General features: G+C 35.6%; 31 protein-coding genes. 26 read left to right on the forward strand and 5 right to left on the reverse strand.

Annotated elements, in window-relative coordinates:
- Positions 1–31: 31 nt before the first annotated feature.
- The 10 genes from VF726_RS09795 to VF726_RS09840 all read left to right on the forward strand — a co-directional run bounded on the left by VF726_RS09795 (position 32) and on the right by VF726_RS09840 (position 6817).
- Positions 32–736: a DUF421 domain-containing protein gene (locus VF726_RS09795; RefSeq protein WP_440167695.1), complete on the forward strand. Its 705-nt coding sequence runs from the start codon at positions 32–34 to the stop codon at positions 734–736.
- Between the two features lie 69 nt (positions 737–805).
- A complete protein-coding gene (locus tag VF726_RS09800; RefSeq protein ID WP_440167697.1) occupies positions 806–1270 on the forward strand; it encodes an NUDIX hydrolase in 465 nt (154 codons plus the stop codon).
- Between the two features lie 122 nt (positions 1271–1392).
- Positions 1393–1800 carry a YjdF family protein gene (locus VF726_RS09805; protein WP_440167699.1) on the forward strand — a complete coding sequence of 136 codons (408 nt, stop codon included), beginning with the start codon at positions 1393–1395 and terminating at the stop codon, positions 1798–1800.
- A 143-nt stretch (positions 1801–1943) separates the two neighbouring features.
- Positions 1944–2357, forward strand: coding sequence for a BrxA/BrxB family bacilliredoxin (locus VF726_RS09810; protein ID WP_001979317.1), 414 nt, complete (start codon positions 1944–1946; stop codon positions 2355–2357).
- Between the two features lie 251 nt (positions 2358–2608).
- Positions 2609–3388 (forward strand): transporter substrate-binding domain-containing protein, encoded by a 780-nt coding sequence (locus VF726_RS09815; protein ID WP_000735475.1) that lies wholly within the window; start codon positions 2609–2611, stop codon positions 3386–3388.
- Between the two features lie 36 nt (positions 3389–3424).
- The gene (locus tag VF726_RS09820) at positions 3425–4084 is read left to right on the forward strand and encodes an amino acid ABC transporter permease (protein WP_440027814.1); all 660 of its coding nucleotides are present in this window, start codon (positions 3425–3427) and stop codon (positions 4082–4084) included.
- A complete protein-coding gene (locus tag VF726_RS09825) occupies positions 4077–4799 on the forward strand; it encodes an amino acid ABC transporter ATP-binding protein (RefSeq protein ID WP_048531021.1) in 723 nt (240 codons plus the stop codon). Before VF726_RS09820 ends, VF726_RS09825 begins: the two co-directional genes overlap by 8 nt.
- 100 nt (positions 4800–4899) lie before the next feature.
- Positions 4900–5868 (forward strand): aromatic acid exporter family protein, encoded by a 969-nt coding sequence (locus VF726_RS09830; protein WP_440167702.1) that lies wholly within the window; start codon positions 4900–4902, stop codon positions 5866–5868.
- A gap of 16 nt (positions 5869–5884) precedes the next feature.
- A complete protein-coding gene (locus VF726_RS09835; protein ID WP_440167704.1) occupies positions 5885–6445 on the forward strand; it encodes a L,D-transpeptidase in 561 nt (186 codons plus the stop codon).
- Positions 6446–6577: 132 nt separating this feature from the next.
- Complete coding sequence (locus tag VF726_RS09840; RefSeq protein WP_440167706.1) at positions 6578–6817, forward strand: DUF3894 domain-containing protein; 240 nt, start codon at positions 6578–6580, stop codon at positions 6815–6817.
- Positions 6818–6894: 77 nt separating this feature from the next.
- Here VF726_RS09840 and prli42 read toward each other — a convergent pair whose 3' ends face one another.
- Positions 6895–6987: a stressosome-associated protein Prli42 gene (prli42, locus tag VF726_RS09845; protein WP_000549038.1), complete on the reverse strand. Its 93-nt coding sequence runs from the start codon at positions 6985–6987 to the stop codon at positions 6895–6897.
- A gap of 188 nt (positions 6988–7175) precedes the next feature.
- Here prli42 and VF726_RS09850 point away from each other — a divergent pair, with 188 nt between their 5' ends.
- Together VF726_RS09850 and VF726_RS09855 are read left to right on the forward strand one after the other, a co-directional pair.
- The gene (locus tag VF726_RS09850; protein ID WP_440167708.1) at positions 7176–7721 is read left to right on the forward strand and encodes a GNAT family N-acetyltransferase; all 546 of its coding nucleotides are present in this window, start codon (positions 7176–7178) and stop codon (positions 7719–7721) included.
- A 127-nt stretch (positions 7722–7848) separates the two neighbouring features.
- On the forward strand, positions 7849–8967 hold the full coding sequence (locus VF726_RS09855) for a tripeptidase T (RefSeq protein ID WP_429599941.1): 1119 nt from the start codon (positions 7849–7851) through the stop codon (positions 8965–8967).
- A gap of 41 nt (positions 8968–9008) precedes the next feature.
- Here the strand turns inward: VF726_RS09855 and VF726_RS09860 are convergent, their stop codons facing one another.
- Positions 9009–9209, reverse strand: a complete 201-nt coding sequence (locus VF726_RS09860) for a hypothetical protein (protein ID WP_440167710.1) — start codon at positions 9207–9209, stop codon at positions 9009–9011.
- A gap of 141 nt (positions 9210–9350) precedes the next feature.
- Between VF726_RS09860 and VF726_RS09865 the strand changes: the two genes are divergently transcribed.
- Positions 9351–10589, forward strand: coding sequence for a DNA polymerase IV (locus tag VF726_RS09865; protein WP_440167712.1), 1239 nt, complete (start codon positions 9351–9353; stop codon positions 10587–10589).
- Positions 10590–10847: 258 nt separating this feature from the next.
- Here the strand turns inward: VF726_RS09865 and VF726_RS09870 are convergent, their stop codons facing one another.
- A complete protein-coding gene (locus tag VF726_RS09870) occupies positions 10848–11099 on the reverse strand; it encodes a DUF3932 family protein (RefSeq protein WP_097950618.1) in 252 nt (83 codons plus the stop codon).
- Positions 11100–11288: 189 nt separating this feature from the next.
- On the opposite strand from VF726_RS09870, the gene rnz reads away from it, so the two are divergent.
- From rnz to sdaAA, 3 genes are all read left to right on the forward strand, one after another.
- On the forward strand, positions 11289–12212 hold the full coding sequence (gene rnz / locus VF726_RS09875; RefSeq protein WP_440167714.1) for a ribonuclease Z: 924 nt from the start codon (positions 11289–11291) through the stop codon (positions 12210–12212).
- A gap of 634 nt (positions 12213–12846) precedes the next feature.
- Complete coding sequence (gene sdaAB / locus VF726_RS09880; RefSeq protein ID WP_048531003.1) at positions 12847–13506, forward strand: L-serine ammonia-lyase, iron-sulfur-dependent subunit beta; 660 nt, start codon at positions 12847–12849, stop codon at positions 13504–13506.
- A gap of 18 nt (positions 13507–13524) precedes the next feature.
- Positions 13525–14403, forward strand: a complete 879-nt coding sequence (sdaAA, locus tag VF726_RS09885; protein ID WP_429606972.1) for an L-serine ammonia-lyase, iron-sulfur-dependent, subunit alpha — start codon at positions 13525–13527, stop codon at positions 14401–14403.
- 203 nt (positions 14404–14606) lie between these two features.
- Here sdaAA and proI read toward each other — a convergent pair whose 3' ends face one another.
- Positions 14607–15446, reverse strand: coding sequence for a pyrroline-5-carboxylate reductase ProI (gene proI, locus VF726_RS09890; protein WP_440167717.1), 840 nt, complete (start codon positions 15444–15446; stop codon positions 14607–14609).
- Positions 15447–15611: 165 nt separating this feature from the next.
- Between proI and VF726_RS09895 the strand changes: the two genes are divergently transcribed.
- Positions 15612–16565, forward strand: a complete 954-nt coding sequence (locus tag VF726_RS09895; RefSeq protein ID WP_048530999.1) for an MBL fold metallo-hydrolase — start codon at positions 15612–15614, stop codon at positions 16563–16565.
- Between the two features lie 9 nt (positions 16566–16574).
- Positions 16575–17369, forward strand: coding sequence for an SDR family oxidoreductase (locus VF726_RS09900; RefSeq protein ID WP_440167719.1), 795 nt, complete (start codon positions 16575–16577; stop codon positions 17367–17369).
- Between the two features lie 31 nt (positions 17370–17400).
- Here VF726_RS09900 and VF726_RS09905 read toward each other — a convergent pair whose 3' ends face one another.
- Entirely contained in the window at positions 17401–17586 is a 186-nt protein-coding gene (locus tag VF726_RS09905) for a YqzH family protein (protein WP_001003210.1), read from the reverse strand.
- Positions 17587–17810: 224 nt separating this feature from the next.
- On the opposite strand from VF726_RS09905, the gene argC reads away from it, so the two are divergent.
- The 8 genes from argC (at position 17811) to VF726_RS09945 (ending at position 25136) form a co-directional block, all read left to right on the forward strand.
- Positions 17811–18848 (forward strand): N-acetyl-gamma-glutamyl-phosphate reductase, encoded by a 1038-nt coding sequence (gene argC, locus VF726_RS09910; protein WP_440167721.1) that lies wholly within the window; start codon positions 17811–17813, stop codon positions 18846–18848.
- Positions 18849–18858: 10 nt separating this feature from the next.
- Positions 18859–20082: a bifunctional glutamate N-acetyltransferase/amino-acid acetyltransferase ArgJ gene (gene argJ / locus VF726_RS09915; protein ID WP_440167723.1), complete on the forward strand. Its 1224-nt coding sequence runs from the start codon at positions 18859–18861 to the stop codon at positions 20080–20082.
- Positions 20083–20093: 11 nt separating this feature from the next.
- Positions 20094–20861 carry an acetylglutamate kinase gene (gene argB / locus VF726_RS09920; protein WP_440167725.1) on the forward strand — a complete coding sequence of 256 codons (768 nt, stop codon included), beginning with the start codon at positions 20094–20096 and terminating at the stop codon, positions 20859–20861.
- A complete protein-coding gene (locus VF726_RS09925; RefSeq protein ID WP_440167727.1) occupies positions 20858–22018 on the forward strand; it encodes an acetylornithine transaminase in 1161 nt (386 codons plus the stop codon). The genes argB and VF726_RS09925 overlap by 4 nt, the downstream gene beginning before the upstream one ends.
- A gap of 12 nt (positions 22019–22030) precedes the next feature.
- On the forward strand, positions 22031–22981 hold the full coding sequence (argF, locus tag VF726_RS09930; protein WP_406894955.1) for an ornithine carbamoyltransferase: 951 nt from the start codon (positions 22031–22033) through the stop codon (positions 22979–22981).
- A gap of 355 nt (positions 22982–23336) precedes the next feature.
- On the forward strand, positions 23337–24272 hold the full coding sequence (locus VF726_RS09935; RefSeq protein WP_440167729.1) for a WXG100 family type VII secretion target: 936 nt from the start codon (positions 23337–23339) through the stop codon (positions 24270–24272).
- 16 nt (positions 24273–24288) lie between these two features.
- On the forward strand, positions 24289–24819 hold the full coding sequence (locus tag VF726_RS09940) for an ankyrin repeat domain-containing protein (RefSeq protein WP_440167731.1): 531 nt from the start codon (positions 24289–24291) through the stop codon (positions 24817–24819).
- Positions 24816–25136 (forward strand): immunity protein Imm33 domain-containing protein, encoded by a 321-nt coding sequence (locus VF726_RS09945; RefSeq protein ID WP_000749724.1) that lies wholly within the window; start codon positions 24816–24818, stop codon positions 25134–25136. Before VF726_RS09940 ends, VF726_RS09945 begins: the two co-directional genes overlap by 4 nt.
- Positions 25137–25336 lie beyond the last annotated feature (200 nt).

Below are 25336 nucleotides of genomic sequence, written 5' to 3' on the forward strand. Positions count from 1 at the left end.
TAGCAGTTTGGGATATAAGGAGTGCAAAGTGATGCATATGCATATTTTTGAAGGGGCACGGCATCTTTCTAATAGTGAATGGGTTGTTCGGGCTATAATAGCATACATATTTTTAATATTAGTTGCGAAAGCGATGGGGCAAAGATCCATCGCACAACTTCGTTTTTTAGATGTTGTATTAGTGTTATTGCTTGGCGGGAATATTTCTAACGCATTATCTGATGAAAAAGTTGGATTACTCGGTTCGATGATTACAACGTTTATACTCGTTGTACTTCATATTATAAGCTCTATTTTAATGCTGAAGTGGGATAGATGGAGACGCTTTTTAGAGCCAGCACCTATTATTCTTATACATAATGGTTCCATTGATTTTAGCAATTTGAAAAAGGCGAGAATTACGGTGGAATATTTATTTTCGGAACTTCGTATGCGAAATGTGAGCGATATTCAAACGATTAAATTAGCATTATGGGAAGCGAGTGGTGTAGTTTCTATATTTCGGTATCCAGAATATGAAGCAGCTTCGCGGCTTGATCTTAGAGTAGCAGGAAAAAAATCTCCAGTTGCTTTTATTTTAGTGAAGGATGGAAGAATTCAGCAAGACGTTCTTGCTTTAATTGGAAGAACAGAAGAGTGGGCGAAAGAGTTTTTAGAGAAGAGTGTGGAAATCGAATCCATTCTGTTAGCTACAGTAGATGAAGCTCATAAAATAAATATATTATTAAAAAAATGAAAAATATACGCATTTTGTCGTTTCATACATATGATACAATAGTGTGGACAACGAAAAAGGAGGGATACGATGGGATATGTAGAAGAATTACGAAAAATAGTTGGTCATCGCCCTTTAATTTTAGTTGGTGCTGTTGTACTCGTTATAAATGAAAATGGATATGTATTACTACAACAAAGAACAGAGCCTTACGGAAAATGGGGGCTGCCTGGCGGGCTCATGGAGCTTGGTGAATCACCAGAAGAAACAGCAAACCGGGAAGTATATGAAGAGACAGGAATAAAAGTGAAAAACCTAAGATTAATTAATGTATTTTCTGGAGCGAACTACTTTACAAAATTAGCAAACGGCGATGAATTTCAATCCGTAACGACCGCTTATTATACAGATGAATACGAAGGGGATTTTGTTATGAATAAAGAAGAGGCGGTTCAGCTTAAATTCTTCCAAGTAACAGAACTACCTGAATATATTGTGGGGTCTCATAAAAAAATGATTGTTGAATATATGAAAATTATGGAAAAAAAGATATAATAATAGTGAAAGAAATACAAAAACACAGCTCTGGTTGGTAGTCCAGACGCATGATTTCGTGTCAGTAACCTTCCCCCTCCGGGATGTCCCGTATTTCTAATTTTTTAAAGGAGGGGCTGTCAATGGATTTGACAGTATATCACGATGGTCAATTTTTTGTAGGAATTATTACGCATAAAGAAAAAGGGAAATTGTATGGAGCGAGGTATATTTTTGGAATGGAACCTTCAGATGAAGAAGTACTTATATTTGTGAATGGTCCAATGTTAGCGTATTTCCAGCACGTTGCAAAATGCGGTGTGGAAGTGAAAGAAACAAAGCGTCCGAAAAATATAAAACGTATCATACGAGAAGCGGCAAAAGAAGTAAATGTAAAACGTTTTACTAAGGCACAAGAGGCAATTAGCTTATCTTATGAACTGTATAAAGAAGAAAAGAAAGTGCGTTCTAAAGAGAAGCGAGAAGCTGAAAAACAAAGAAGACGTTTAATTAAAGTACAAAAAGCAAAGCAAAAGCATCGTGGTCATTAAGAAAAGGTGTTAGAGCAATGGCTCTAACACCTTTTCTATACCAAAATACAAGTAAACTTACTTGTATTTCATAAACATTAACTGGTAAGATACAAATAGGTAGTTTTAGAGGAGGGAAAAGATTGATTAATTTTAACTTTTTTATGAATGATGTTGTCCGCCAAGCGCGTGAAGAGATTGTCTCTGCTGGATATACAGAATTGACGACGCCGGAAGCAGTAGAAGAAGCGTTTAAAAGAAATGGAACAACACTTGTAATGGTAAACTCTGTATGTGGTTGTGCAGGTGGCATTGCTCGTCCTGCTGCTGCGCATTCCGTACATTATGATAAACGTCCTAACCATCTTGTAACGGTGTTTGCAGGTCAAGATAAAGAAGCAACAGCAAGAGCACGTGAATATTTCGAAGGGTATCCACCTTCTTCTCCATCATTTGCTTTATTAAAAGATGGAAAAATTGTAACGATGGTAGAGCGTCATGAAATTGAAGGTCATGAACCGATGCAAGTTATTGCAAAACTACAATCTTATTTCGAAGAGAATTGCGAAGAGCTATAAAAATAAGCAAAAAGGCGGTACGTCCACAATTAAGTGGGTGTACCGCCTTTTTTATTTATTATTAAAATTTATGGGACATGCATAGTTATGTTATTTTATGCATTATTTTATACACGATAAACACTATTAACATTGTTATTTAATTTATTTTTATTTTATATATTGCATAAAAATGAAAGTGCTGATACAATACAAACATCGAATAAATATTCTATTAAACTTTTAAATATACATTATTAGGGGGAAGAAAGATGAAGAAGTTATTATCAATATCATTTGCACTTATTTTAATTGTAAGTATGTTCAGTGCTTGTAGTAATGGGGAAGAAAAGGCTACTGGAAAAAATAAAAAAGTACTGGTTATGGGGACTTCAGCAGATTATAAACCGTATGAATACGTAGAAGCTTCAAAAAGTGATGAAATTATCGGCTTTGATGTTGATGTTGCTAAATATATCGGAAAAGAACTTGGTTATGAAGTGAAAGTGAAAGATATGGATTTTGGTGGTTTATTAGCATCTCTTAGCTCAGGAAAAGTTGATTTCGTAATGGCAGGTATGACGCCAACTGCAGAGCGTAAAAATAATGTTGATTTCACAGATATTTATTTCGTTGCGAAAAACATGGTCGTTTCTAAAAAGGATTCTAACATTCAATCTGTAGAGGATTTAAAAGGGAAAAAAGTAGGGGTACAAACAGGATCTATTCAAGAAGAGAAAGCAGCAGAATTTAAAAAACAAGTAGATTTCAAAGTTGAGGGACGTGACCGTATACCAGAAATCGTACAAGAAATTAAAGCAGGTCGTTTTGACGCTGCAATTATAGAAGATACAGTTGCTAAAAATTATTTAGAAAAAATGAAAGAATTACAAGGAATTGAAATTAAAGAAGCGCCAGAAGAAGTTGGAGCAGCAATTGCTCTTCCGAAAAACAGTGATAAAACAGCTGAATTTAATAAAGTAATTAAAAAAATGCAAGAAAATGGAGAAATGGATAAATTAGTGAAGAAATGGTTTGGCAGCGAAAAATAAGCTGCCTTTCACTTTTCTGTGAGGGGAATGAAAAGAATGAACTTAGATTTTTCGGCGATTACGCCTTCGATACCATATATACTAAAAGGCTTAGAAGTTACTTTGAAAATTGTAGCAGTATCAGCGCTAGTAGGATTTATTTTAGGAACGTTATTAGCACTTTGCAAAATTGCTAGAATACGAGCGTTAAATATAGCGGCAGATCTTTATACATCAATTTTCCGTGGTACACCACTTGTATTGCAATTAATGATTATTTATTTCGGTGTCCCGCAAATAATTGGTTATGAAATACCAGCCTTCGTAGCAGCTGTATTAGCATTTAGCTTAAATTCAGGTGCATATATGTCAGAGGTAATCCGCGCGGGCATTCAAGCGGTTGATAAAGGACAAACAGAAGCAGCGATGGCTTTAGGGATTCCTTACGGAAAAATGATGCGAAATATCATTTTCCCTCAAGCATTAAAAAATATATTACCAGCGCTTGTGAACGAGTTTGCGACACTTACGAAAGAATCGGCTGTAGTAACAGTAATAGGAGCGACGGATTTAATGCGCCGTGCTTACATTGTAGGCGGTGAGACGTTTAAATATCTTGAACCATTACTTTTTGTTGGACTCATTTATTATATGCTAGTCATTATTCTTACATTAGTCGGGAAGGCAATTGAAGGGAGAATGAAGAAAAGTGATTAAAATTGAAAACCTTCATAAATCATTTGGAAAAAACGAAGTATTAAAAGGAATTACAACAACGATTGAAAAAGGAGAAGTAGTAGCAATTATTGGACCGTCTGGATCAGGGAAATCAACATTCTTACGTTGTATGAATGTGCTAGAAGCACCGACAAATGGTCACATTTGGATCGGAACGGAAGAAGTAACGAATCCGAAAACGAATATTATGCACGTTCGTGAAAATGTCGGAATGGTATTTCAGCATTTTCATCTATTTCCTCATATGACTGTATTAGAAAATATTACGTATGCTCCTATCAATGTAAAAGGAGTAACGAAACAAGAAGCCGAAAAGAAAGCGGAGAAACTTTTAGAAAAGGTCGGTTTATTAGATAAAAAAGATACGTACCCAAACCGTCTTTCGGGCGGACAAAAGCAACGTGTAGCAATTGCGAGAGCGTTAGCGATGGAACCAGAAGTGATGTTATTTGATGAACCAACATCAGCACTAGATCCAGAGATGGTAAAAGAAGTGTTAGAAGTTATGAAATCATTAGTTACGACAGGAATGACAATGGCAATTGTTACACATGAAATGGGATTCGCAAAAGAAGTAGCGGATCGTGTTCTCTTTTTAGATGGTGGAAAACTTGTAGAAGATAGTGCGCCAGCACAATTTTTTGCAGCACCGAAAAGTGAACGTGCGCAACAATTTTTACAAAAAATATTGTAATCTGTAAAGGTTACGTGAATAATAAGTAGAAAAGGATGACATTGTGTCATCCTTTTTTTATACTAATTGTAAATACATTCATACATATAGGAGCAAACATATGTTTAAAATTGGATACCGTACAGTCAAAACAGCTCTTGGAACAGGCGCAGCGGTTTTTCTTGCCCAGTTATTAGGATTAGAATTTTATAGTTCAGCGGGTATTTTAGTTATATTATGTGTACAAAATACGAAACGTAAATCACTTCAAGTGTCGTTACATCGTTTTTTAGCTTGTGTATTATCAATGGTATTCGCGTTTTGTATTTTTGAAACAATTGGCTATACACCACTTGCAATTAGTATATTATTGCTTACATTTATTCCGACTGCAGTTATGCTTAAAATTCAAGAAGGTATCGTCACAAGTTCAGTTATTGTGATGCATCTATATTCATTGAAACAAATTACATGGCTTATTGTTGGAAATGAAATTGCAATATTGACGATAGGGATTAGTGTGGCTTTATTAGTGAATATGTATATGCCAAGTAGTGAAAATAAGCTAAAAGAGTATCAGGATACAATAGAAAGTAATTTTAAAACGATTTTGTTTGAAATGGTCGTTTATTTACGAAACAGAGAAAGTAGTTGGAGCGGGTCAGAACTTATTGAAACTGAAAATATGCTAAATGAAGCAAGGGATTTATCGTTTAAGAAACTTGAGAATGCATTTATGCGAGAAGATGGCTATTACTATCGTTATTTTAATATGCGTATGCAACAATTCGAAATTTTAGAGCGGATGATACCATTAGCAGCTTCTTTATCATGGACATATGAACAAGCTGACATGATTGCGGATGTGGTTGAAAACATTGGGAATGCTATTAGCCCTGAGAGTACTGGGGTTATTTCCTTAAGGCAGCTGCAAGAAATGAGAGAATTATTTAGAGACATGCCATTGCCCGTTACACGTGAAGAATTTGAGATACGTGCGAAACTTGTTCAACTTGTATATGAAATGGAGCAATATTTACTCATTAAAAGCCGCTTTAAGGGAAAGGATAATATAAAAGAACTTATATAGAAGGTGGGAATTATTTATGCCGTATCTTCTCTCTTTCATATTATGTCTTTCTTTATCGCCCATTTGGCCTCTCGGTGATAATCCACGTGCCGGAGATCCTTTCATTATTGTAAATAAAGCGACGAATAAATTAGCTTATATTGACGATGGAAAGATTCAAAAGGTTTTTCCAGTAGCGACAGGAAAAACAAATGCATTAACTCCAGAGGGAACTTTTGATGTTGTAATGAAAGCGAAGGATCCGTATTATATTGCGAAGGATATTCCAGGTGGATCACCGAAAAATCCACTTGGGTCAAGGTGGATTGGATTTAATGCAAGAGGAACTGATGGGAGTAAATATGGAATACATGGAACAAACCAACCAAGTTCAATTGGAAAGTATATTTCACAAGGATGTATAAGAATGAAGAAAAATGATGTGGAGTATTTATTTGATCGCATTCCAATTGGAACGAAAGTATGGATTGTGAAGTCGAAAAAATCATTTCAGCAATTGGCAAAAGAAAAAGGAGCCATTGCATATGAAAAAGCCAACGAAAAGGTTGGCTTTTTCATATGCAATAAGTTGTCTTGACATGTGTACATAACCATGAGTTAATGGGAGTATAGAAAGATAAAATGAAACTTTAATCAGTGGGAGGTTATTCCCCGCTGAATATAAGCCCTCACCAATCGGGGTAAAAAATTAGATAAAGGGGTTGCTCATATGTACTTGAATCCAAAGATTTCGTATATGCAGTTTTTTATGGGATTTCTATTTGTTGTTACATTCATGTTGGCAACTTTTAATATATGTTCTTATCTTGTAGCAATTGTATGTATGGCATTACTCAATCTTACTTTTGTTATTGGGGCATTTCAGCAGAAACAATATACAAGTTTTGTAATAGCACTTGTAATGTCATTTTCCTTTAGCATTGTAGCAGTTGTACTTTATATAAAATAAACCATCTCGATATCGAGATGGTTTATTTTGTTATATTATGTGTAAAAAGTAAAAAAAGGACGAACACATCGTCCTTTTTACCAAAACATACTCGCGCCAGCAAGTAATGTTGTTACAAGCATAGAAATTAGCATTACATAAATCATAACTTTTTGAGCTTTTTTATGCATCGTTAAGCCTCCTTGCAAATCAGTACAATATCATTGTAACGAGAAATGATATTGTGGACAAGGGGAGAGAAGTGACAAAATTCGAGAAGTGCGTGTAAAGTATAACAGGAAATTTGTATGTATGTAGAGAATATATAAAATGATAGATTATAAGTTTTTTGTTATGCAAGCTGAAGAATGGAGATACGATGATGAAAATATATGAAACAAATCGTTTACATTTAAGGGAAATCGATGAGTCGTATGCTGAAAAAGTTCTTCAATATTACGACAGAAATCGTGAATTTTTAAAAGCTTGGGAAGAGTATAGACCGGATGATTTTTTTACGTTAGATTATCAAAAGAAAAAGTTACAGAAGGATAGAAAAGAGTTCGCAGAAGGGAAAATCATCAGGCTTTGGATTTTTAAAAAGGGTGATGATATGAAAATAATTGGATGTATTTCATTTAATTTAATTGTTCGCGGAATTTATCAATCTTGTGTACTCGGCTATAAATTAGATAAGGCAGAGTTAAACAAAGGTTATACGACAGAAGCGCTTAGAAAAGCAATTCAAGTTGCTTTTGAGGAATTTCAATTACATCGTATAGAAGCACCGATTATGCCGCGAAATTTAGCATCTATACAAGTAGTGACGAAGATAGGCTTTCAATATGAAGGCGTGTCTAGGAAGATGTTAATGGTTAATGGAGTGTGGGAAGATCATATGCGCTGGGTATTGTTAAATGAGTAGTAGAAAGCAGATGGTTATCTAGACATATAAACCGTCTGTTTTTTGTCTTGTATTTCGAAACTTTTGCGAAATTCTGTTATAATTAATAGTGTTACATACATAATGGTAGTGCAGGAGGCGCAGTCTTATGATTAATCAAGAACGTTTAGTAAATGAATTTATGGAATTAGTACAAGTAGATTCTGAAACGAAATTTGAAGCAGAAATTTGCAAAGTATTAACAAAGAAATTTACAGATTTAGGTGTAGAAGTATTTGAAGATGACACAATGGCTGTTACTGGGCATGGTGCAGGTAACTTAATTTGTACATTACCAGCAACAAAAGATGGTGTTGATACAATTTACTTTACTTCTCATATGGATACAGTAGTTCCTGGTAATGGAATTAAGCCTTCTATTAAAGATGGATATATCGTATCAGATGGTACTACGATTTTAGGTGCGGATGATAAAGCAGGATTAGCATCGATGTTCGAAGCAATCCGTGTTTTAAAAGAGAAAAATATCCCTCATGGTACAATTGAATTTATTATTACAGTTGGAGAAGAATCTGGTCTTGTTGGTGCAAAAGCATTAGATCGTGAACGCATTACAGCGAAATACGGTTATGCATTAGATAGCGATGGAAAAGTTGGTGAAATCGTTGTTGCAGCTCCAACTCAAGCGAAAGTGAATGCAATTATTCGCGGGAAAACAGCTCACGCTGGTGTAGCACCAGAAAAAGGTGTATCTGCAATTACTATCGCAGCGAAAGCCATTGCGAAGATGCCACTCGGTCGTATTGATTCTGAAACAACTGCAAATATTGGACGTTTTGAAGGTGGTACACAAACGAATATCGTTTGCGATCATGTACAAATTTTTGCAGAAGCGCGTTCATTAATCAATGAAAAAATGGAAGTACAAGTTGCGAAAATGAAAGAAGCATTTGAAACAACTGCAAAAGAAATGGGCGGTCACGCAGACGTTGAAGTAAACGTTATGTACCCAGGATTTAAATTTGCTGATGGCGACCACGTTGTAGAGGTTGCAAAACGTGCAGCAGAAAAAATTGGTCGTACACCTTCCCTTCACCAAAGTGGTGGCGGAAGTGATGCAAACGTAATTGCAGGACACGGTATTCCAACAGTTAACTTAGCAGTTGGTTATGAAGAAATTCATACAACAAACGAAAAGATCCCTGTTGAAGAATTAGCGAAAACGGCAGAATTAGTTGTTGCAATCATTGAGGAAGTAGCGAAATAATAAATAAAAAACGTGTAAATCAATTGTGATTTACACGTTTTTTATTTGGATTCGATTACTTTTACAAGGCGGATAAGCCAATACAAGAAAATCCATGGCAGTATGTAAGTTGTTGCAATGCTTAGTAGACTTGGAAGGATCCCGGCCACGTTAATATCAAAAATAGGGAGTAGTAAATAGTTAATTAAGATGATTAATATAATAATGAGAAATGTATAGTTGAGTTTGCTGTGTGATTTCATAATAAATCACTCCTTTTACAAAAATATCCATACTTTTATTAAGTATAGCAAAAGTAAGGATAAAAAGAATAAGTAATTTATTATATTGTGCATGAATTTGGTATAATAAAGGAACGAATGTTCTTTGAAGGAGTGAGTACTATGCGAGAAATGTATCCGAAAAATGGTCGTGTTATTTTACATGTAGATATGAATTGTTTCTTCGCATCTGTTGAAATTGCTCATGACCCATCATTACAAGCAAAGCCGCTAGCGGTTGCTGGAAATGAAAAAGAAAGAAAAGGAATCATCATAACATGTAGTTATGAGGCGAGGGAATTTGGGATACGTACGACGATGCCTCTTTGGGAAGCGAAAAGGTTATGCCCGCAATTAGTTGTAAGGCGTCCTAATTTTACATTATATCGTGAAGCTTCATTTCAAATGTTTCAAATTCTTTCCCGTTTTACGGAAAAAATACAACCAGTCTCTATAGATGAGGGATATTTAGATATTACAGATTGCTACGCACTCGGTTCGCCTCTTGAAATAGCAAAGATGATTCAACAAGCATTATTAACAGAGTTACAGCTACCCTGTAGCATTGGAATTGCTCCAAACCTTTTCCTCGCAAAAACAGCTTCTGATATGAAAAAGCCCCTTGGGATTACTGTGCTTCGAAAACGAGATATTCCAGAAATGATTTGGCCACTTCCGGTTGGAGCGATGCATGGAATTGGAGAAAAAACAGCTGAAAAATTAAACGATATTCATATACAAACAATTGAGCAGTTAGCAAAAGGGAATGAACATATCATTCGCGCTAAAATTGGAAAGCATGGTGTTGATTTACAAAAGCGGGCAAAAGGTGTGGATGATAGGGAAGTTGATCCGAGTCAAATGGGACAACATAAAAGTGTCGGTAATTCGATGACTTTTTCAAAGGATATGGATGAAGAGAAAGAATTACTTGATATGTTAGAACGGCTATCCAAGTCAGTGAGTAAAAGATTACAAAAGCGAACCCTTGTTAGCTATAATATTCAAATTATGATTAAATATCATGATAGGCGCACAGTAACGCGGAGTAAGCAATTGAAAAATGCCATTTGGGAAGAACGAGATATTTTTCAGGCTGCATCCCGTTTATGGAAGCAACATTGGGACGGTGATTCCGTTCGTTTGCTAGGTGTGACAGCTACCGAAATAGAGTGGAAGACAGAATCGGTGAAACAATTAGATTTGTTTTCATTTGAAGAAGATGCGAAAGAAGAGCCGCTACTTGCTGTCATCGATCAAATTAATGATAAGTATGGAATGCCGATTTTACAACGAGGTAGTCAATTATTACGTAAGCAAGAAAAGTCTTTTCAGCAAAAATTAGAAAATAAGTTTATGTAGAAGGTGTCATGTAGCTGTAAATATCATGGCACCTTTTATTTTTAAAATTAATTATGAAATTTTTTACTATAAAGTTTTTATAGAAAACAAATTGTTTCTTTTGCACTTCAAGCAAAAGAGTTATTGAATAAATCAAGTGAAAAGATAATTTTAGATGCATTTGATCGAAGTATGTATACAGATTTTTGGGCGGAATATGATTATTTGTTAAATAAGTATAAATAAAAAAGCACTGTAACCAGTGCTTTTTATAATAGGCTAAGAGATTGTATGATTTTCAAAAATAACAATTTCTGAACTGTTTGTTGTTGAAACGCGTTGTGCGTAATATGTTAAAGCTGAAGAAATATATGTTGGTAACGAATCATTTGTATGTGTTGTTGTATATTCATGGATTAATTCTTTCAAAGTCGTCCATTCTAATTGTGCTGGGTGATCTGAAACGAAAGAACTTACCCAGCGATCAAATGAAGATGAAAAATCAGTTTGTAAACGAAATGCTTCTTTCATAATAAAACGCTCCCTTAAAATGTAGTATAATCATTTTAACACAAAACACGAACGTTGGCTAAGTTTTTTAAGTATAACGTTCGTGTTATATAGTTGTCTAGATGATTGGTTATGTAAATTCGATTTGCCATTTGAAATAACATTCCGTAAGATGAAAGGTAGATTATATAAAGAGCTGGAGGAAAGAAAGTGGAATTTGTATTTTTAGGAACTGGTGCAGGTGTTCCTTCGAAAGGAAGGAATGTTTCAGCAATTGCTTTGCAATTGTTAGAAGAACGAGGACAGACTTGGTTATTTGATTGTGGCGAGGCGACGCAACATCAAATATTACATACATCAGTACGCCCACGCCGCATTGAAAAAATATTTATTACGCATTTACATGGTGATCATATTTTTGGCTTGCCTGGTTTATTAGGAAGCCGTTCATTTCAAGGAGGGACTACACCTTTAACAGTGTACGGACCAAAAGGAATTAAACAATTTATTGAAGTGGCATTATCAGTAAGTACGACACATGTAAAATACCCACTTGAAATTGTTGAGATAACAGAAGAAGGTACTGTGTTTGAAGATAATGAATTTCATGTGGAAACGAAAAGATTGTCACATGGTATTGAATGTTTTGGGTATCGTATTATAGAGAAAGATATACAAGGTGCCCTTTTAGTCGATAAATTACTGGAGATGGGTGTGAAACCAGGTCCACTCTTTAAACGTTTAAAAGATGGAGAAGTAGTTGAATTAGAAAATGGTACGATACTAAACGGAAAAGATTTTATCGGCCCACCTCAAAAGGGAAGAGTTATTACCATTTTAGGTGATACAAGATATTGTGAAGCGAGTAGAGAGCTAGCACAAAACGCTGACGTACTTGTTCATGAAGCAACTTTCGCGGCAGAAGATGAACAACAAGCATATGATTATTTTCATTCCACATCTAAGCAAGCTGCGAGTATTGCACTTCAGGCAAATGCAAAACGTTTAATATTGACTCATATTAGTTCTCGTTATCAAGGAGATACATATAAGGAATTATTGAAAGAGGCAAGAGAGTTATTTTCTAATACAGAAATAGCTACGGATTTGAAATTATTTCCAGTGGAAAGGTAATAATGGTATGAAAAAATGGCGACAAGAGGTTGCCATTTTTTTATTTCTAAAAAAATTTAAAATAAAACTGTTATCATTTTATACTTATATGGGATGAAACAGAAAGTTTTAATGATGTGAAGATATAGGATAAAAATACATAGTGGCGATTATTTAGAAAAACTGTTATACAAGTCAGACGACATACGAGTGGTACAAATGGTAAAAACAGATTGTTATTCAGAACTTTTAAAATTCAATAAAAGTAAGCGTTTTATTAAAAACAAGCTATAATGAGGGCAGATTATAATTTATTCGCTATTTGCGGGCTAATAATCAGTGGGATGGACAAAATCCCTACTAATTAAAGTTTCACTTGTTTATGCTATCCTTGTAAGTGGTTCTGTGTTAAACTTTGGGTTGCTACCAGACTTTATTGTGGATTAGCTTATATTATTTATTAATGAAGGTAATGCGAAGTTTCTTATTTATTATGGTCACTAGTATTATTTCAGGATATATTGTTTCACTGTTATTCAAAAACAATCCAATTCGTACAGCGGAATAAATTCGTAATACAACTGGAAAAGCAACCGATTTGGTAGCTTAATAGAATAGTAAAAAATTTTTTCATAGAGGTTTAGGGGGAGTTATGATGAAGTATCGCTCAGTATTTGATATTATCGGTCCAGTTATGATTGGTCCATCAAGTTCACATACAGCAGGCGCAGCACGAATGGGGCAAGTTGCTCGCCAGCTGTTTCGTCATGAACCAGAAAGAGTAAGCATTTCATTATATGGATCATTTGCAAAGACGTATCGTGGGCATGGTACAGATGTAGCACTGATCGGTGGGATATTAGGGTTTGAAACAGATGACTTACGTATTCCAGAGGCGCTAGACATAGCAAAAGAGCGCGAAATTGAAGTGGAATTCATTGAAGAAGATGCAAATGCACCTCATCCAAATACAGCGAGAATTCGTTTGTATAAAGGTGAAGAAGAAATTGAAGTTGTTGCTTGCTCAATTGGTGGCGGTAAAATTGAAGTTGTAGAATTAAACGGATTCGATCTTCAATTAACAGGCACGAGTCCAGCACTACTTATTGTAAATAACGATCGCTTCGGTGCTATTGCAGCAGTAGCTTCAATCCTTGCGAAACACGAGATTAACATTAGTACAATGAGTGTTTCTCGTAAAGAAAAAGGAAGAAGAGCGCTTATGGTCATCGAAACAGATGAATTATTAGCAGATGAAGTGATTGAAGAAATAAACGCGCAACAAAATATTTGTCAAGTAACTATTATGGAATAATTGCAGGGGGGACACACCATGTTTCGGAACGCAGCGGAACTAGTGGCGCAAGCTAAAGAACAAAATGTAAAAATCGCAGAAATTATGATTCAATGTGAAATGGAAACAAGAAGTATTTCACGTGAAGAAGTAATTGCTGGTATGGAAAAGAACTTAGTCGTAATGGAGCAAGCAGTAGAACGTGGTATTCGCGGAGTGAAATCACCAACTGGTTTAACTGGTGGAGATGCTGTAAAAGTCCAAGCGTATATGAATAGCGGAAAAGGCTTATCTGGAGATACGATTTTGGACGCAGTGAGTAAAGCTGTTGCAACAAATGAAGTAAACGCAGCGATGGGAATTATTTGTGCAACGCCAACAGCAGGGTCTGCTGGAACAGTACCAGGTGTACTATTTGCACTAAGAGAAAAATTGCAGCCTACACGTGAAGAAATGATTGAATTCTTATTTACAGCAGGAGCTTTCGGCATGGTTGTTGCGAATAACGCTTGTATTTCTGGTGCGGCAGGAGGATGCCAAGCCGAGGTTGGTTCAGCAAGTGGTATGGCAGCTGCAGCTGCAGTTGAGATGGCAGGTGGAACGCAAGATCAAGCAGCTACAGCGATGGCGATTTCATTAAAGAACATGCTTGGTTTAGTATGTGATCCTGTTGCAGGGCTTGTAGAAGTACCTTGCGTAAAACGTAATGCAGCAGGAGCTGCAAATGCGATGATTTCAGCTGATTTAGCATTAGCTGGTGTAACGAGTACAATTCCATGTGATGAAGTAATTGAGGCAATGTTTAGAATCGGACAAACGATGCCAGTAGCACTTCGTGAAACAGCTGAAGGTGGACTTGCAGCAACACCGACTGGTCGCCGTCTGCAAGAAGAGATTTTTGGGAAGACGAATAACTAAACAATATATGTTTATAAAAAAATGGAGCTCAAGTAAGATTGAGCTCCATTTTTTATCCCACTTTAATGGGCAGTAAGACCCCCACCTCAAAATTCAGCGAAAGCAAAGAATTTAGGTGGGGGATCAACTGCCCATAAAAGTCCGATTGGTTCAACTAATAATCAGTGGGGATGAAGAAAACCTCCACTGATTAAAGTTTCACTTTATTTTTCTTTCGTTAGTTGTTCTAATGTTTTCCCAAGATTATGTGATCGTTGCGCTGCTTGTGTAATACAAGAAATAAGTGCTTGTTGAAATTTATGTTCTTGTAATACTTCAATACCTGCTTCGGTCGTTCCACCAGGAGAAGTAATTTCCTTTCGCAAAATAGAAGGGTGTTTTTCACTTGCTTTTAGCATCTCAGCAGCACCAATCATCGTTTGAAGAATAAGTGACTTTGCAACATCTTCTTTTAAACCGATTTTTTTTGCAGCTTCTTCCATCGCTTCTACTACGTAATAAATATAAGCAGGCCCACTTCCAGATAATGCAGTGACAGCATGCATATCTTTTTCCTCTACAACAGAGACGAGACCGATCGTTTCAAATAAAGCTATGGCAGTTTGAATATGTTCCGCTGTTGCATGTTTTGAAGGTGAGATAGCGGTAGCAGATTTTAAAATAGCTGCAGATGTATTTGGCATTGCACGAATAATCGGAACGTCTTTTTGAAGTAGGTTTCTAATTGAGTGAGTAGAAACACCTGCTAATAATGAAATAATAAGCAGGTTATTATGTATGTCTTCTTTAAAAGGAGTAAGCGCTTCTGCAACATCCTTCGGTTTCATTGCTAGAAAAAGAATATTTGTATTAGTAAGTAGTTCTTTTTTATTGTGTGTACCTTTGACTCCGTATTTGTTATGTAGCTCCTGCAACCTTGTCTCGTTAGAGCGATTACTTACAGTAACTTGTTCGCCTTTTACAACATTTGCATGTAACAAGCCACCAATAATAGCTTCAGCAATAGAGCCTGCACCGAGAAAGGAAATGTTTTGAATAGACATGATGTTCCCCCTTTAAATTTGGCTAGAAATTCTTATAAATGTACATACATTCGTTTTTTTATAGGAAACACCTCTTTTTATCTGAAAATAATGACAAATATATATAGAAGTTGTAAACTGAAGAAGTATTCATTTTTGAACCGGAAAGAGACAGGGGGGCTAAGCATGACGGCGATTCACCGAATGGAGATTCCTGTGCCATTTGCAGTTGAAACTGTGAATGTGTTTTTAGTTGAGGGGGAGACGTTAACATTAATTGATACAGGGACGAATACAGAAGAGGCAAGAAATGCGTTAGAAAGGCAATTAGGTACATTAGGATATACGATAGAAGATATTGAAACAGTAGTCATTACACATCATCATGCGGATCATTGTGGGCTTTTAAATATATTTTCTGAGAAGACGAACATTATTGGGCATCCTTGGAACGAGCCTTGGATCACACAAAATCCAGAATTTTTAAAGTGGTATCATGAGTTTTTTAGAGAGACTGCTTTGCAATTTGGTGTTCCAGCAGCATTTTTGAAAGATGAGGCGTTATTGACGACAAAGACACTGAAATATTCTTGTAATAGATCGTTAACGCATACTGTGAGAGAGGGAGATCGTATTGATTCAATGCCTGGATTTACAGTAATTGAAACACCAGGTCATGCTTCTACTCATATTTCATTATATAGAGAATCGGATGGAATACTAATTGGAGGGGATGCTCTCATTAGTCATATTTCTTCGAATCCCATATTAGAACCACCATATGAAGGGCAAACAGAAAGGGCACGCCCGTTATTACAATATAATCAAACGTTAAAGCGTTTAAGTGAAATGAATATTTCACGCATTTTATCAGGACATGGAGAAGACGTTCTAAATGTGAAACAACTTATTGAAACGAGATTACAAAAGCAAGAAACACGTGCGTTTAAAGTGCTTGAGTTATTGAAGGAAAAACCAATGACAGCATTTGAAGTATGTGTAAAACTATTTCCGGTATTATATAAGGAGCAATTGCCACTTACTATTTCAGAAACTGTTGGACAATTAGACTTTTTAGCATATAATCAACAAGTGATGATTGATGAATCTTCGCAACAATTGATTTATTATGCAAAGTAGGTGACAGCAATGACGGGACGTTTACAAAATAAGGTAATCGTCATTACAGGTGCTTCTAGTGGAATTGGAGAGCAAGTTGCAATGCAAGTTGCAGAGCTGGGTGCGACTCCAGTATTAATGGCTAGAACAGAAGAGAAATTAAAAGCGTTAGCGGACAAAATTAAAGAAACTTATAATACGCCTTGCTATTATTATGTATTAGATGTAAGTGAAGAGACGGAAGTACAATCTGTTTTTTCAAAGGTATTAAACGAAGTGGGACGTATTGATATATTAGTAAACAATGCGGGATTTGGTATTTTTAAAACGTTTGAAGATGCGTCAATGGATGAAGTGAAAGATATGTTCCAAGTAAATGTATTTGGATTAGTAGCTTGTACGAAAGCGGTACTACCTTATATGGTAAAAAGAAACGAAGGGCATATTATTAATATTGCTTCACTTGCTGGGAAAATTGCAACGCCAAAATCGAGTGCGTATGCAGCGACGAAACATGCCGTATTAGGATTTACGAATAGTTTACGCATGGAGTTGTCTAATGCAAATGTTTTCGTAACAGCGATTAATCCAGGTCCGATAGATACGAACTTTTTTGAAATAGCTGATCAATCCGGTACATATGTGAAAAATATGGGACGATATATGTTAAAACCGACATATGTAGCAGAGCAAATTGTAAAATCCATGCAAACGAAAAAGCGTGAAGTAAACTTACCGAAGTGGATGGGTATTGGTCCAAAACTGTATGCTCTATTTCCAGGTTTATTTGAGCGTGTTGCAGGCAAATCATTAAATAAAAAATAGGAGATTTCCATATGGAAATCTCCTATTTTTTTTATTTTCCAGTTACATAATCGTAAACGATATCCTCAACTGCCTCGTATACATCAATTTCAGTATTTGAATGAATTATCGTTTGAATATGTTTAATTAGCATTTCCTGATCCTCATTTGACATAGGATTACATTGATATTGTTGAAAACTTTTTATAATCATTTTCTCAATTAATTTCTCATTCATGTTTTTCCCCGCCTATATGTATACATGTATTGTTTTATTGTACTTGAAGTGAAATGAAAAAACTACTATACACTATTTATGTATAAAAATTCGATTGTGTATATTGTTTTTCTAGTAAAATTAAGTTTTTTAAGTTTTAAAAATTTATAAATATTTAATTGACTCTATAAATATACAATATTATAATCATACTTAATTTAAAGAATTGATATGAGGAGGAGCATATGAAAGTCGCGATTATTGGAGCAACTGGGTATGGAGGTATTGAGTTAATTCGGTTATTAGAGCAACATCCATATTTTTCGATAGCATCTCTTCATTCTTTTTCGCAAGTTGGCGAGTGTATAACAAATGTATATCCGCATTTTCAAAATATTCTTGTTCATACGTTACAAGAAATTGATGCGGAGGAAATAAAGAAGAAAGCAGAAATTGTATTTTTAGCAACCCCAGCAGGAGTATCAACAGAGTTAACTCCGAAATTATTAGCAGTAGGTTTAAAAGTAATTGACCTATCAGGAGACTTTCGTATGAAAGATCCTTCGACATATGGACAGTGGTATAAAAGGGCAGCTGCAAAAGAAGAAGTTCTTAGGGAAGCTGTATATGGGTTAAGCGAATGGAAAAGGTCCGAAATTCAAAATGCAAATTTAATTGCAAACCCAGGATGCTTTGCTACAGCTGCATTATTAGCGATATTACCGTTAGTACGTAGCGGCATGATTGACGAAGATTCCATTATTATTGATGCGAAATCAGGAGTATCTGGAGCAGGCAAAACGCCAACAACAATGACTCACTTTCCTGAGTTATATGATAACTTGCGTATTTATAAAGTAAATGAGCATCAACACGTTCCTGAGATTGAGCAAATGCTTGCAGAGTGGAATAGGGAAACGAAGCCAATCACGTTTAGTACACATTTAATACCGATATCACGGGGGATTATGGTTACACTTTATGCGAAAGTAAAACGAGAAATGGAAATAGAACAACTTCAAAAATTATATGAAGAAACGTATGAACAATCGGCTTTTATTCGAATTCGTACGCAAGGAGAATTTCCAAGTCCGAAAGAAGTAAGGGGCTCAAATTATTGTGATATGGGGATAGCTTACGATGAAAGAACAGGAAGGGTAACAGTCGTTTCTGTTATAGACAATATGATGAAAGGTGCGGCTGGGCAAGCGATTCAAAATGCAAATATAGTAGCGGGACTAGAAGAAACAACGGGTTTACAGCATATACCGCTTTATCTATAAGGGGGACATGATGATTAAAGTAGAGTCTATTACAAAATTAGACAATGGTTCCATTGTAACACCAAAAGGATTCTCGGCAATCGGTACTGCAAATGGTTTGAAAAAAGACAAAAAGGATTTAGGTGTAATCATTTGTGAAGTGCCAGCATCATGTGCCGCCGTTTATACAACGAATCAAATACAAGCAGCCCCGTTGCAAGTAACAAAAGAAAGTATAGCGGCTGAGGGGAAATTACAAGCTATTATCGTCAATAGTGGAAATGCAAATGCTTGTACAGGAACGAAAGGCTTACAAGATGCTTACGAGATGCGTGCATTAGGGGCGGAACATTTTGGGGTGAAAGAACATTACGTTGCAGTAGCTTCAACAGGTGTAATTGGTGTTCCTTTACCGATGGATATAATTCGAAAGGGAGTTGTAACTCTTATCCCGACGAAGGAAGTAAGTGAAGCGCATTCTTTTTCTGAAGCGATTTTAACGACGGATCTTATAACGAAAGAAACGTGCTATGAGATGATTATTGATGGGAAAAAAGTAACGATTGCTGGTGTTGCGAAAGGTTCAGGGATGATTCATCCAAATATGGCAACGATGCTAAGTTTTATTACGACAGATGCTCATATAGAGCATGACGTATTGCAAACAGCATTATCACAAATAACGAATCATACATTTAATCAAATTACGGTAGATGGAGATACTTCTACGAATGATATGGTCATCGTTATGGCAAGTGGATTATCAAAAACGAAACCAATCAATATGGAACATACAGATTGGGAAACTTTCGTATTTGCCTTACAGAAGGTATGTGAAGATTTAGCAAAAAAAATAGCACAAGACGGTGAAGGCGCTACGAAGTTAATAGAAGTAAATGTGTTAGGGGCCCGAACGAATGAAGAGGCAAAGAAAATTGCAAAGCAAATAGTCGGTTCGAGTCTTGTGAAAACAGCAATACATGGTGAAGACCCAAATTGGGGGCGAATTATTAGCAGTATGGGACAAAGTGAAGTAGCGATTCATCCAGGTACAATTGACATTACTCTTCAATCTATCGCTGTGTTAAAAAATAGTGAACCCCAAATGTTTTCTGAAGAGGAAATGAAAAAGAAATTAAAAGAACATGAAATTATAATTGATGTGTATTTACATTTAGGAGAAGAGAACGGATCAGCTTGGGGCTGTGACTTAAGCTATGAATATGTGAAAATAAACGCTTGTTATCGTACATAAGGAGAGGGAAGATGAGCGATTATATTGTAGTGAAATGCGGCGGTAGTATGTTGGATCAATTAAATGATGTGTTTTTTGATTGTATAAAGAAATTGCAACAGAAGTATAAAGTAGTGATTGTCCATGGTGGTGGCCCAGAAATTGATGCGCAATTAAAAGGTTGTAACATCAAAGTAGAAAAAAGAGATGGGTTACGAGTAACACCAAAAGAAGTTATGGATATTGTTCAAATGGTGCTATGCGGAAGTACGAATAAAAAATTTGTAATGAAGTTGCAAAGGCATAATTTACTTGCGGTAGGTTGTTCAGGGTGTGACGGCAATTTACTCCAAGTTCAACCTGTCAGCGAAGAAATAGGATATGTGGGAGAAGTAAGTTATGTCGAAACAGCCTTACTAAAAGGATTGATAAATTTGAATTATATTCCTGTTATTGCTCCGGTCGGGATACATGATAATGAGATTTATAACATAAATGCGGATACAGCTGCAGCTGGAATTGCAGCCGCATTATCCGCAAAAGAACTCATTTTTATTACGGATGTAGATGGGATATTACATGAAGGAAAATTAGTAAAGAAAACGGATGAATCGGAAATTATTACTTTAATAGAAAAAGGAGTTATTACAGGCGGGATGATTCCGAAAGTACAGGCGGCACTAACGTCATTAAAAATGGGAGTGCAAAAGATAAGTATTGTGAACGGTACAAAAGATTTTACTGAAGTTACGGGTGAGTGTATCGGAACGACGGTAACGAAAGGAGTAAGTATCGTATGACAAGTCATCTTTTTCAAACGTATGGGAGAAGAAATATTCAGCTTGTAAAGGGAAGTGGAACGGAAGTTATTGATGAAAATGGTAAGCAATATTTAGATTTTACATCAGGAATTGGTGTATGTAATTTAGGACATTGTCATCCTACGGTTATGAAAGCTGTCCAAGAGCAACTTCATGATATATGGCATATATCTAACCTGTTTACAAACAGCTTACAAGAAGAAGTAGCGTCATTATTAACAGAAAATACAGCGTTAGATTCTGTTTTTTTCTGTAATAGCGGGGCAGAGGCGAATGAAGCTGCTTTGAAGCTAGCTCGTAAGCATACTGGAAAATCTCTCGTCATAACATGTCAGCAGTCTTTTCATGGTAGAACATTCGGAACGATGAGTGCGACGGGGCAAAATAAAGTGAAAGAAGGATTTGGTCCGCTCCTTCCGTCTTTTTTACATACCCCGTTTAACGATATAAAGGCGTTAGAGGAAGTAATGAATGAAGAAGTAGCGGCGGTAATGGTAGAAGTTGTTCAAGGAGAGGGAGGAGTCATTCCTGCTGATTTATCTTTTTTGAAAGCAATTGAAACATTATGTAATAAGTTCGGTTCCTTATTTATTATAGACGAAGTACAAACAGGGATTGGAAGAACAGGGACATTATTTGCTTACGAAAAAATGGGAATAAAACCTGATATCGTTACCGTCGCAAAGGCACTTGGAAACGGGATTCCTGTCGGAGCGATGATTGGCCGGAAAGAACTCGGAACGTCGTTCACTGCAGGATCACACGGTTCAACGTTTGGTGGGAATTATATTGCAATGGCTGCAGCGAAAGAAGTATTGCAAGTAAGTAAGAAACCATCGTTTTTAAAAGAAGTAAAGGAAAAGGGCGAGTACGTATTAGAGAAGTTGCGAGAGGAACTGTGCCATGCCGAATGTATTCAAAATATACGTGGAAAGGGGCTTATGATTGGGATTGAGTGTAAGCATGAAGTTGCAAGTTTTATAGAACAACTAGAGAAAGAAGGGCTTCTCGTATTACAAGCAGGACCTAATGTGATAAGACTATTACCACCACTTATTGTGACGAATGAAGAGTTAGAACAGGCAGTATATATGATAAAAAAAGTAGTTTGTACAAAAAACGTATCAATTATATAAGGGGGAAATTCCATGTCAACTGTACAAGTACCGAAATTAAATACGAAAGATCTTTTAACATTAGAAGAACTGACGCAAGAAGAAATCATTTCTTTAATTGAGTTCGCTATCTATTTAAAAAAGAATAAGCAAGAGCCTTTATTACAAGGCAAAATATTAGGGCTTATCTTTGATAAACATTCAACTCGTACTCGCGTATCTTTTGAAGCAGGAATGGTACAGCTCGGAGGACATGGTATGTTTTTAAGTGGGAAAGAGATGCAGATTGGAAGAGGGGAGAGTGTTTCAGATACTGCGAAAGTATTATCTCATTATATTGACGGGATCATGATACGTACATTTTCACATGCCGATGTAGAAGAGTTTGCAAAAGAATCGAGCATACCTGTAATTAACGGTTTAACGGACGATCATCATCCTTGTCAAGCATTAGCAGACTTAATGACGATATATGAAGAAAAAAATACATTTGAAGGAATAAAATTGGCTTACGTAGGTGACGGAAATAATGTATGTCATTCATTATTGTTAGCAAGTGCGAAAGTCGGCATGCATATGACTGTTGCAACGCCTGTAGGGTATGAACCGAATGAGGAAATTGTAAAAAAAGCATTAGCGATTGCTGAAGAAACAGGAGCGAAAATTGAAATTTTGCATAACCCTGAACTAGCGGTGAGTGAAGCAGATTTCATTTATGCTGACGTTTGGATGAGCATGGGGCAAGAGGGTGAAGAAGAGAAATATACTTTATTTCAACCATACCAAATCAATAACGAACTTGTTAAGCATGCGAAACAAACATATCGTTTCTTACACTGTTTACCTGCCCATCGTGAAGAGGAAGTGACAGGAGAAATTATAGACGGACCACAGTCTATCGTTTTTGAGCAAGCTGGTAATCGATTGCATGCGCAAAAAGCATTATTAGTGAGTTTATTTAAAAATATAGAAGAGCTTTCCTAAAGGATGTACACCCCAGTTGCTAGATACGAATAAAAACTGGGGTGTTTTTTATGGTTAAATTCTTTTTAGAAGAGAAAGTAAATACGGTAAAAAGATATTACTTTGAGTATATACTGAATGTACTTAATTATATGGATAGAGGGAGGATATCTATTAGAGAAACAGCTACTAAATTTTTTGTATAACCATTTGTGCCTAGTTTACCAGGAAGGCCCTTTACTTCACATACACATAGGTTTCGTTTGCCGTTAAGCAGGTTTTATGTAACATGAAGATTTTTAGATATTCTGAAAATTCTATATTTACATTTTTTTCTTTTTGTCTCATAATTTTAATGGGGAGAGGGAGGGAAAAAATGGTTCAAATTAAAGTAACACCTGAAATGCTAGAAGAAGTTGCGAATCGTACAAGTAATACCCGAATCGCATTAGAATCTATACATAATAATTTATGTAATGAAATAGATCAGTTGCGTTTTCAGTGGATTGGTGCCTCTAATCAACAGTTCATTCAACTGTTCAATGATGCGAGACCAAAAGCTTTTGCATCTATTCATTCACTTGTAAAAGTAGAAGAAGATTTGAAAAGAATTGCTGAAAAATTCCGCAATACAGATAATCAAGATGTTACAATGGAACAAGGAGCGATGTGTGGACCACTATCGTCAGAAAAAGAGGATTTTGATGGTGAAAAACTTGCTAGGGATATAGTAGGTGAAATAAGTGGTGAGTATGATATTCGTCGTGCTTGGGATGGGATTGATCCATCTACTGGCGAAAAACTATCTACTTTGGATAGAGTATTTGCTGGAGGAATGGCAGTAGCAGGGCTTACACCCTTTGGAAAGATAGCTAAAGTAGGTAAAGGAGTTAAAATGACTGCTAAGGCTGCTGAGGCTGTGAATAAAGCTAAAAAAGTACCTGTGGAGAAAGTCAATGGAGTTAAGGATACTGTAAAAGCTACAGAGGATAGTATCGTTACTAAAAAAACATATAGTAAAAGCAGGCCTAGTTATGGAAAAGGTCAGGTTGAAGAAGTGTGGGAAAATGCGAAAGATTCTATCGATGGGAAAGTTTATGATCCATCAGGTGTAGAAATAATTTGGGATAAATCTAAAACAAGAAGTGGTCAATGGGATATGGGGCATATACCAGGAGAGAAATATTCTGATATGCATGAATTGTATATGAACGAGATTATTACAAAAGAAGAGTTCTTAAAGTGGTATAGAAACCCTGAAAACTATCGACCGGAATTGCCAAGTACTAACCGAAGTCATAAGTATGAATGAGAGGGTGATAGTATAAATGGATATTAATAAAGCTGATTATGGGACTATTATAAAATTCGGGAATCTCAAATTATTTTTAGAGAAGCTAAAAATTGAGGGAAACTGTATTGAAGAGATTGTAGATTCAATTGATAAAAATGGTATTAGTTTACTTGAAAAATCATTATCCAATAGAAAGTTTGATATAGCAAACTTTCTATTGGATAATGGTGCAAAGGTTAATATAATTTCTAATGATGAATGTAATGAGTTGCACTATTTAGCAGCAAATATTAATTGTCCAGGTGCGGTTGAAGTAGCTTGTAGGCTGGTTGATATGGGAGTAGATTTGAATTTAAAAGATAAAAAATTTGGTAATTCTGCAATATGGTCTTTATGTCAAGAAGTATTAAAAAAAAGAACAAGGGAAGGAAATGATTTAATTGTAAAATGTTTGAGAAAACGACCGAATATTAATGATGAAAATAAATATGGATATTCATTAAGGTATTTAATTGAAGAACGTGGAACAGATGATATGAAAAAAGTTTTGGAGATGATTGTTTGAAAAAGAGTAGTGGATTAGGTGGTAGCGTTGTATCTAAGAATATTTTACAAAATAAAGGGAATGTGAAATGGTGTATTAAAGAACAACCAGTTAATGCTATCGATAATGGATGGAGATTTTTGTCAGAAATAGATACAGATGAATATCTTGCTGATGCATCAAATATGTCAGTTTGTGATTGGGGAACTATTATTGAAATAGAACCAGCGGTAATGAATATTTTTAATATGCCAATTGGCACAGATATTACTTTACTAAATGAAAATAATAAAAAGTATTTTGTTTATACTGATTCGGGAGAAAAAGTAGATTTTTAAGAAGGTATTTTAGTGATTAGTACAGCAATATACCTACTAGCATAAAACTTTATGCATATAAGTATATATTTTAAGAAAATAAAAGAATGGATAATCTATACTATGGAATTGGGTAAAATTCTATTGAAACCTTGATTGGCTATATGTCTTTCAAGGTTTTTTAGTAATCTAAAAAGTTTCACATAAAAATTTATGATTTT

This window comes from Bacillus sp. Brlt_9, assembly GCF_051948935.1.
GTDB lineage: Bacteria > Bacillota > Bacilli > Bacillales > Bacillaceae_G > Bacillus_A.

Bases quoted from the DNA above. Each gene is read 5' to 3' on its own strand.
- argJ (WP_440167723.1), top strand. From the start codon at position 18,859: ATGATTAAAGTAGAGTCTATTACAAAATTAGACAATGGTTCCATTGTA.
- argB (WP_440167725.1), top strand. From the start codon at position 20,094: ATGAGCGATTATATTGTAGTGAAATGCGGCGGTAGTATGTTGGATCAA.
- prli42 (WP_000549038.1), bottom strand. From the start codon at position 6,987: ATGCATAAAAAAGCTCAAAAAGTTATGATTTATGTAATGCTAATTTCT.
- VF726_RS09805 (WP_440167699.1), top strand. From the start codon at position 1,393: ATGGATTTGACAGTATATCACGATGGTCAATTTTTTGTAGGAATTATT.
- VF726_RS09940 (WP_440167731.1), top strand. From the start codon at position 24,289: ATGGATATTAATAAAGCTGATTATGGGACTATTATAAAATTCGGGAAT.
- VF726_RS09855 (WP_429599941.1), top strand. From the start codon at position 7,849: ATGATTAATCAAGAACGTTTAGTAAATGAATTTATGGAATTAGTACAA.
- VF726_RS09865 (WP_440167712.1), top strand. From the start codon at position 9,351: ATGCGAGAAATGTATCCGAAAAATGGTCGTGTTATTTTACATGTAGAT.
- VF726_RS09895 (WP_048530999.1), top strand. From the start codon at position 15,612: ATGACGGCGATTCACCGAATGGAGATTCCTGTGCCATTTGCAGTTGAA.
- sdaAB (WP_048531003.1), top strand. From the start codon at position 12,847: ATGAAGTATCGCTCAGTATTTGATATTATCGGTCCAGTTATGATTGGT.
- sdaAA (WP_429606972.1), top strand. From the start codon at position 13,525: ATGTTTCGGAACGCAGCGGAACTAGTGGCGCAAGCTAAAGAACAAAAT.
- VF726_RS09830 (WP_440167702.1), top strand. From the start codon at position 4,900: ATGTTTAAAATTGGATACCGTACAGTCAAAACAGCTCTTGGAACAGGC.
- VF726_RS09795 (WP_440167695.1), top strand. From the start codon at position 32: ATGCATATGCATATTTTTGAAGGGGCACGGCATCTTTCTAATAGTGAA.
- VF726_RS09810 (WP_001979317.1), top strand. From the start codon at position 1,944: ATGAATGATGTTGTCCGCCAAGCGCGTGAAGAGATTGTCTCTGCTGGA.
- VF726_RS09820 (WP_440027814.1), top strand. From the start codon at position 3,425: ATGAACTTAGATTTTTCGGCGATTACGCCTTCGATACCATATATACTA.
- VF726_RS09905 (WP_001003210.1), bottom strand. From the start codon at position 17,586: ATGAATGAGAAATTAATTGAGAAAATGATTATAAAAAGTTTTCAACAA.
- argC (WP_440167721.1), top strand. From the start codon at position 17,811: ATGAAAGTCGCGATTATTGGAGCAACTGGGTATGGAGGTATTGAGTTA.
- argF (WP_406894955.1), top strand. From the start codon at position 22,031: ATGTCAACTGTACAAGTACCGAAATTAAATACGAAAGATCTTTTAACA.
- VF726_RS09840 (WP_440167706.1), top strand. From the start codon at position 6,578: ATGTACTTGAATCCAAAGATTTCGTATATGCAGTTTTTTATGGGATTT.
- VF726_RS09870 (WP_097950618.1), bottom strand. From the start codon at position 11,099: ATGAAAGAAGCATTTCGTTTACAAACTGATTTTTCATCTTCATTTGAT.
- VF726_RS09850 (WP_440167708.1), top strand. From the start codon at position 7,176: ATGATGAAAATATATGAAACAAATCGTTTACATTTAAGGGAAATCGAT.
- VF726_RS09835 (WP_440167704.1), top strand. From the start codon at position 5,885: ATGCCGTATCTTCTCTCTTTCATATTATGTCTTTCTTTATCGCCCATT.
- VF726_RS09935 (WP_440167729.1), top strand. From the start codon at position 23,337: ATGGTTCAAATTAAAGTAACACCTGAAATGCTAGAAGAAGTTGCGAAT.
- VF726_RS09900 (WP_440167719.1), top strand. From the start codon at position 16,575: ATGACGGGACGTTTACAAAATAAGGTAATCGTCATTACAGGTGCTTCT.
- VF726_RS09800 (WP_440167697.1), top strand. From the start codon at position 806: ATGGGATATGTAGAAGAATTACGAAAAATAGTTGGTCATCGCCCTTTA.
- VF726_RS09925 (WP_440167727.1), top strand. From the start codon at position 20,858: ATGACAAGTCATCTTTTTCAAACGTATGGGAGAAGAAATATTCAGCTT.
- VF726_RS09860 (WP_440167710.1), bottom strand. From the start codon at position 9,209: ATGAAATCACACAGCAAACTCAACTATACATTTCTCATTATTATATTA.
- proI (WP_440167717.1), bottom strand. From the start codon at position 15,446: ATGTCTATTCAAAACATTTCCTTTCTCGGTGCAGGCTCTATTGCTGAA.
- VF726_RS09815 (WP_000735475.1), top strand. From the start codon at position 2,609: ATGAAGAAGTTATTATCAATATCATTTGCACTTATTTTAATTGTAAGT.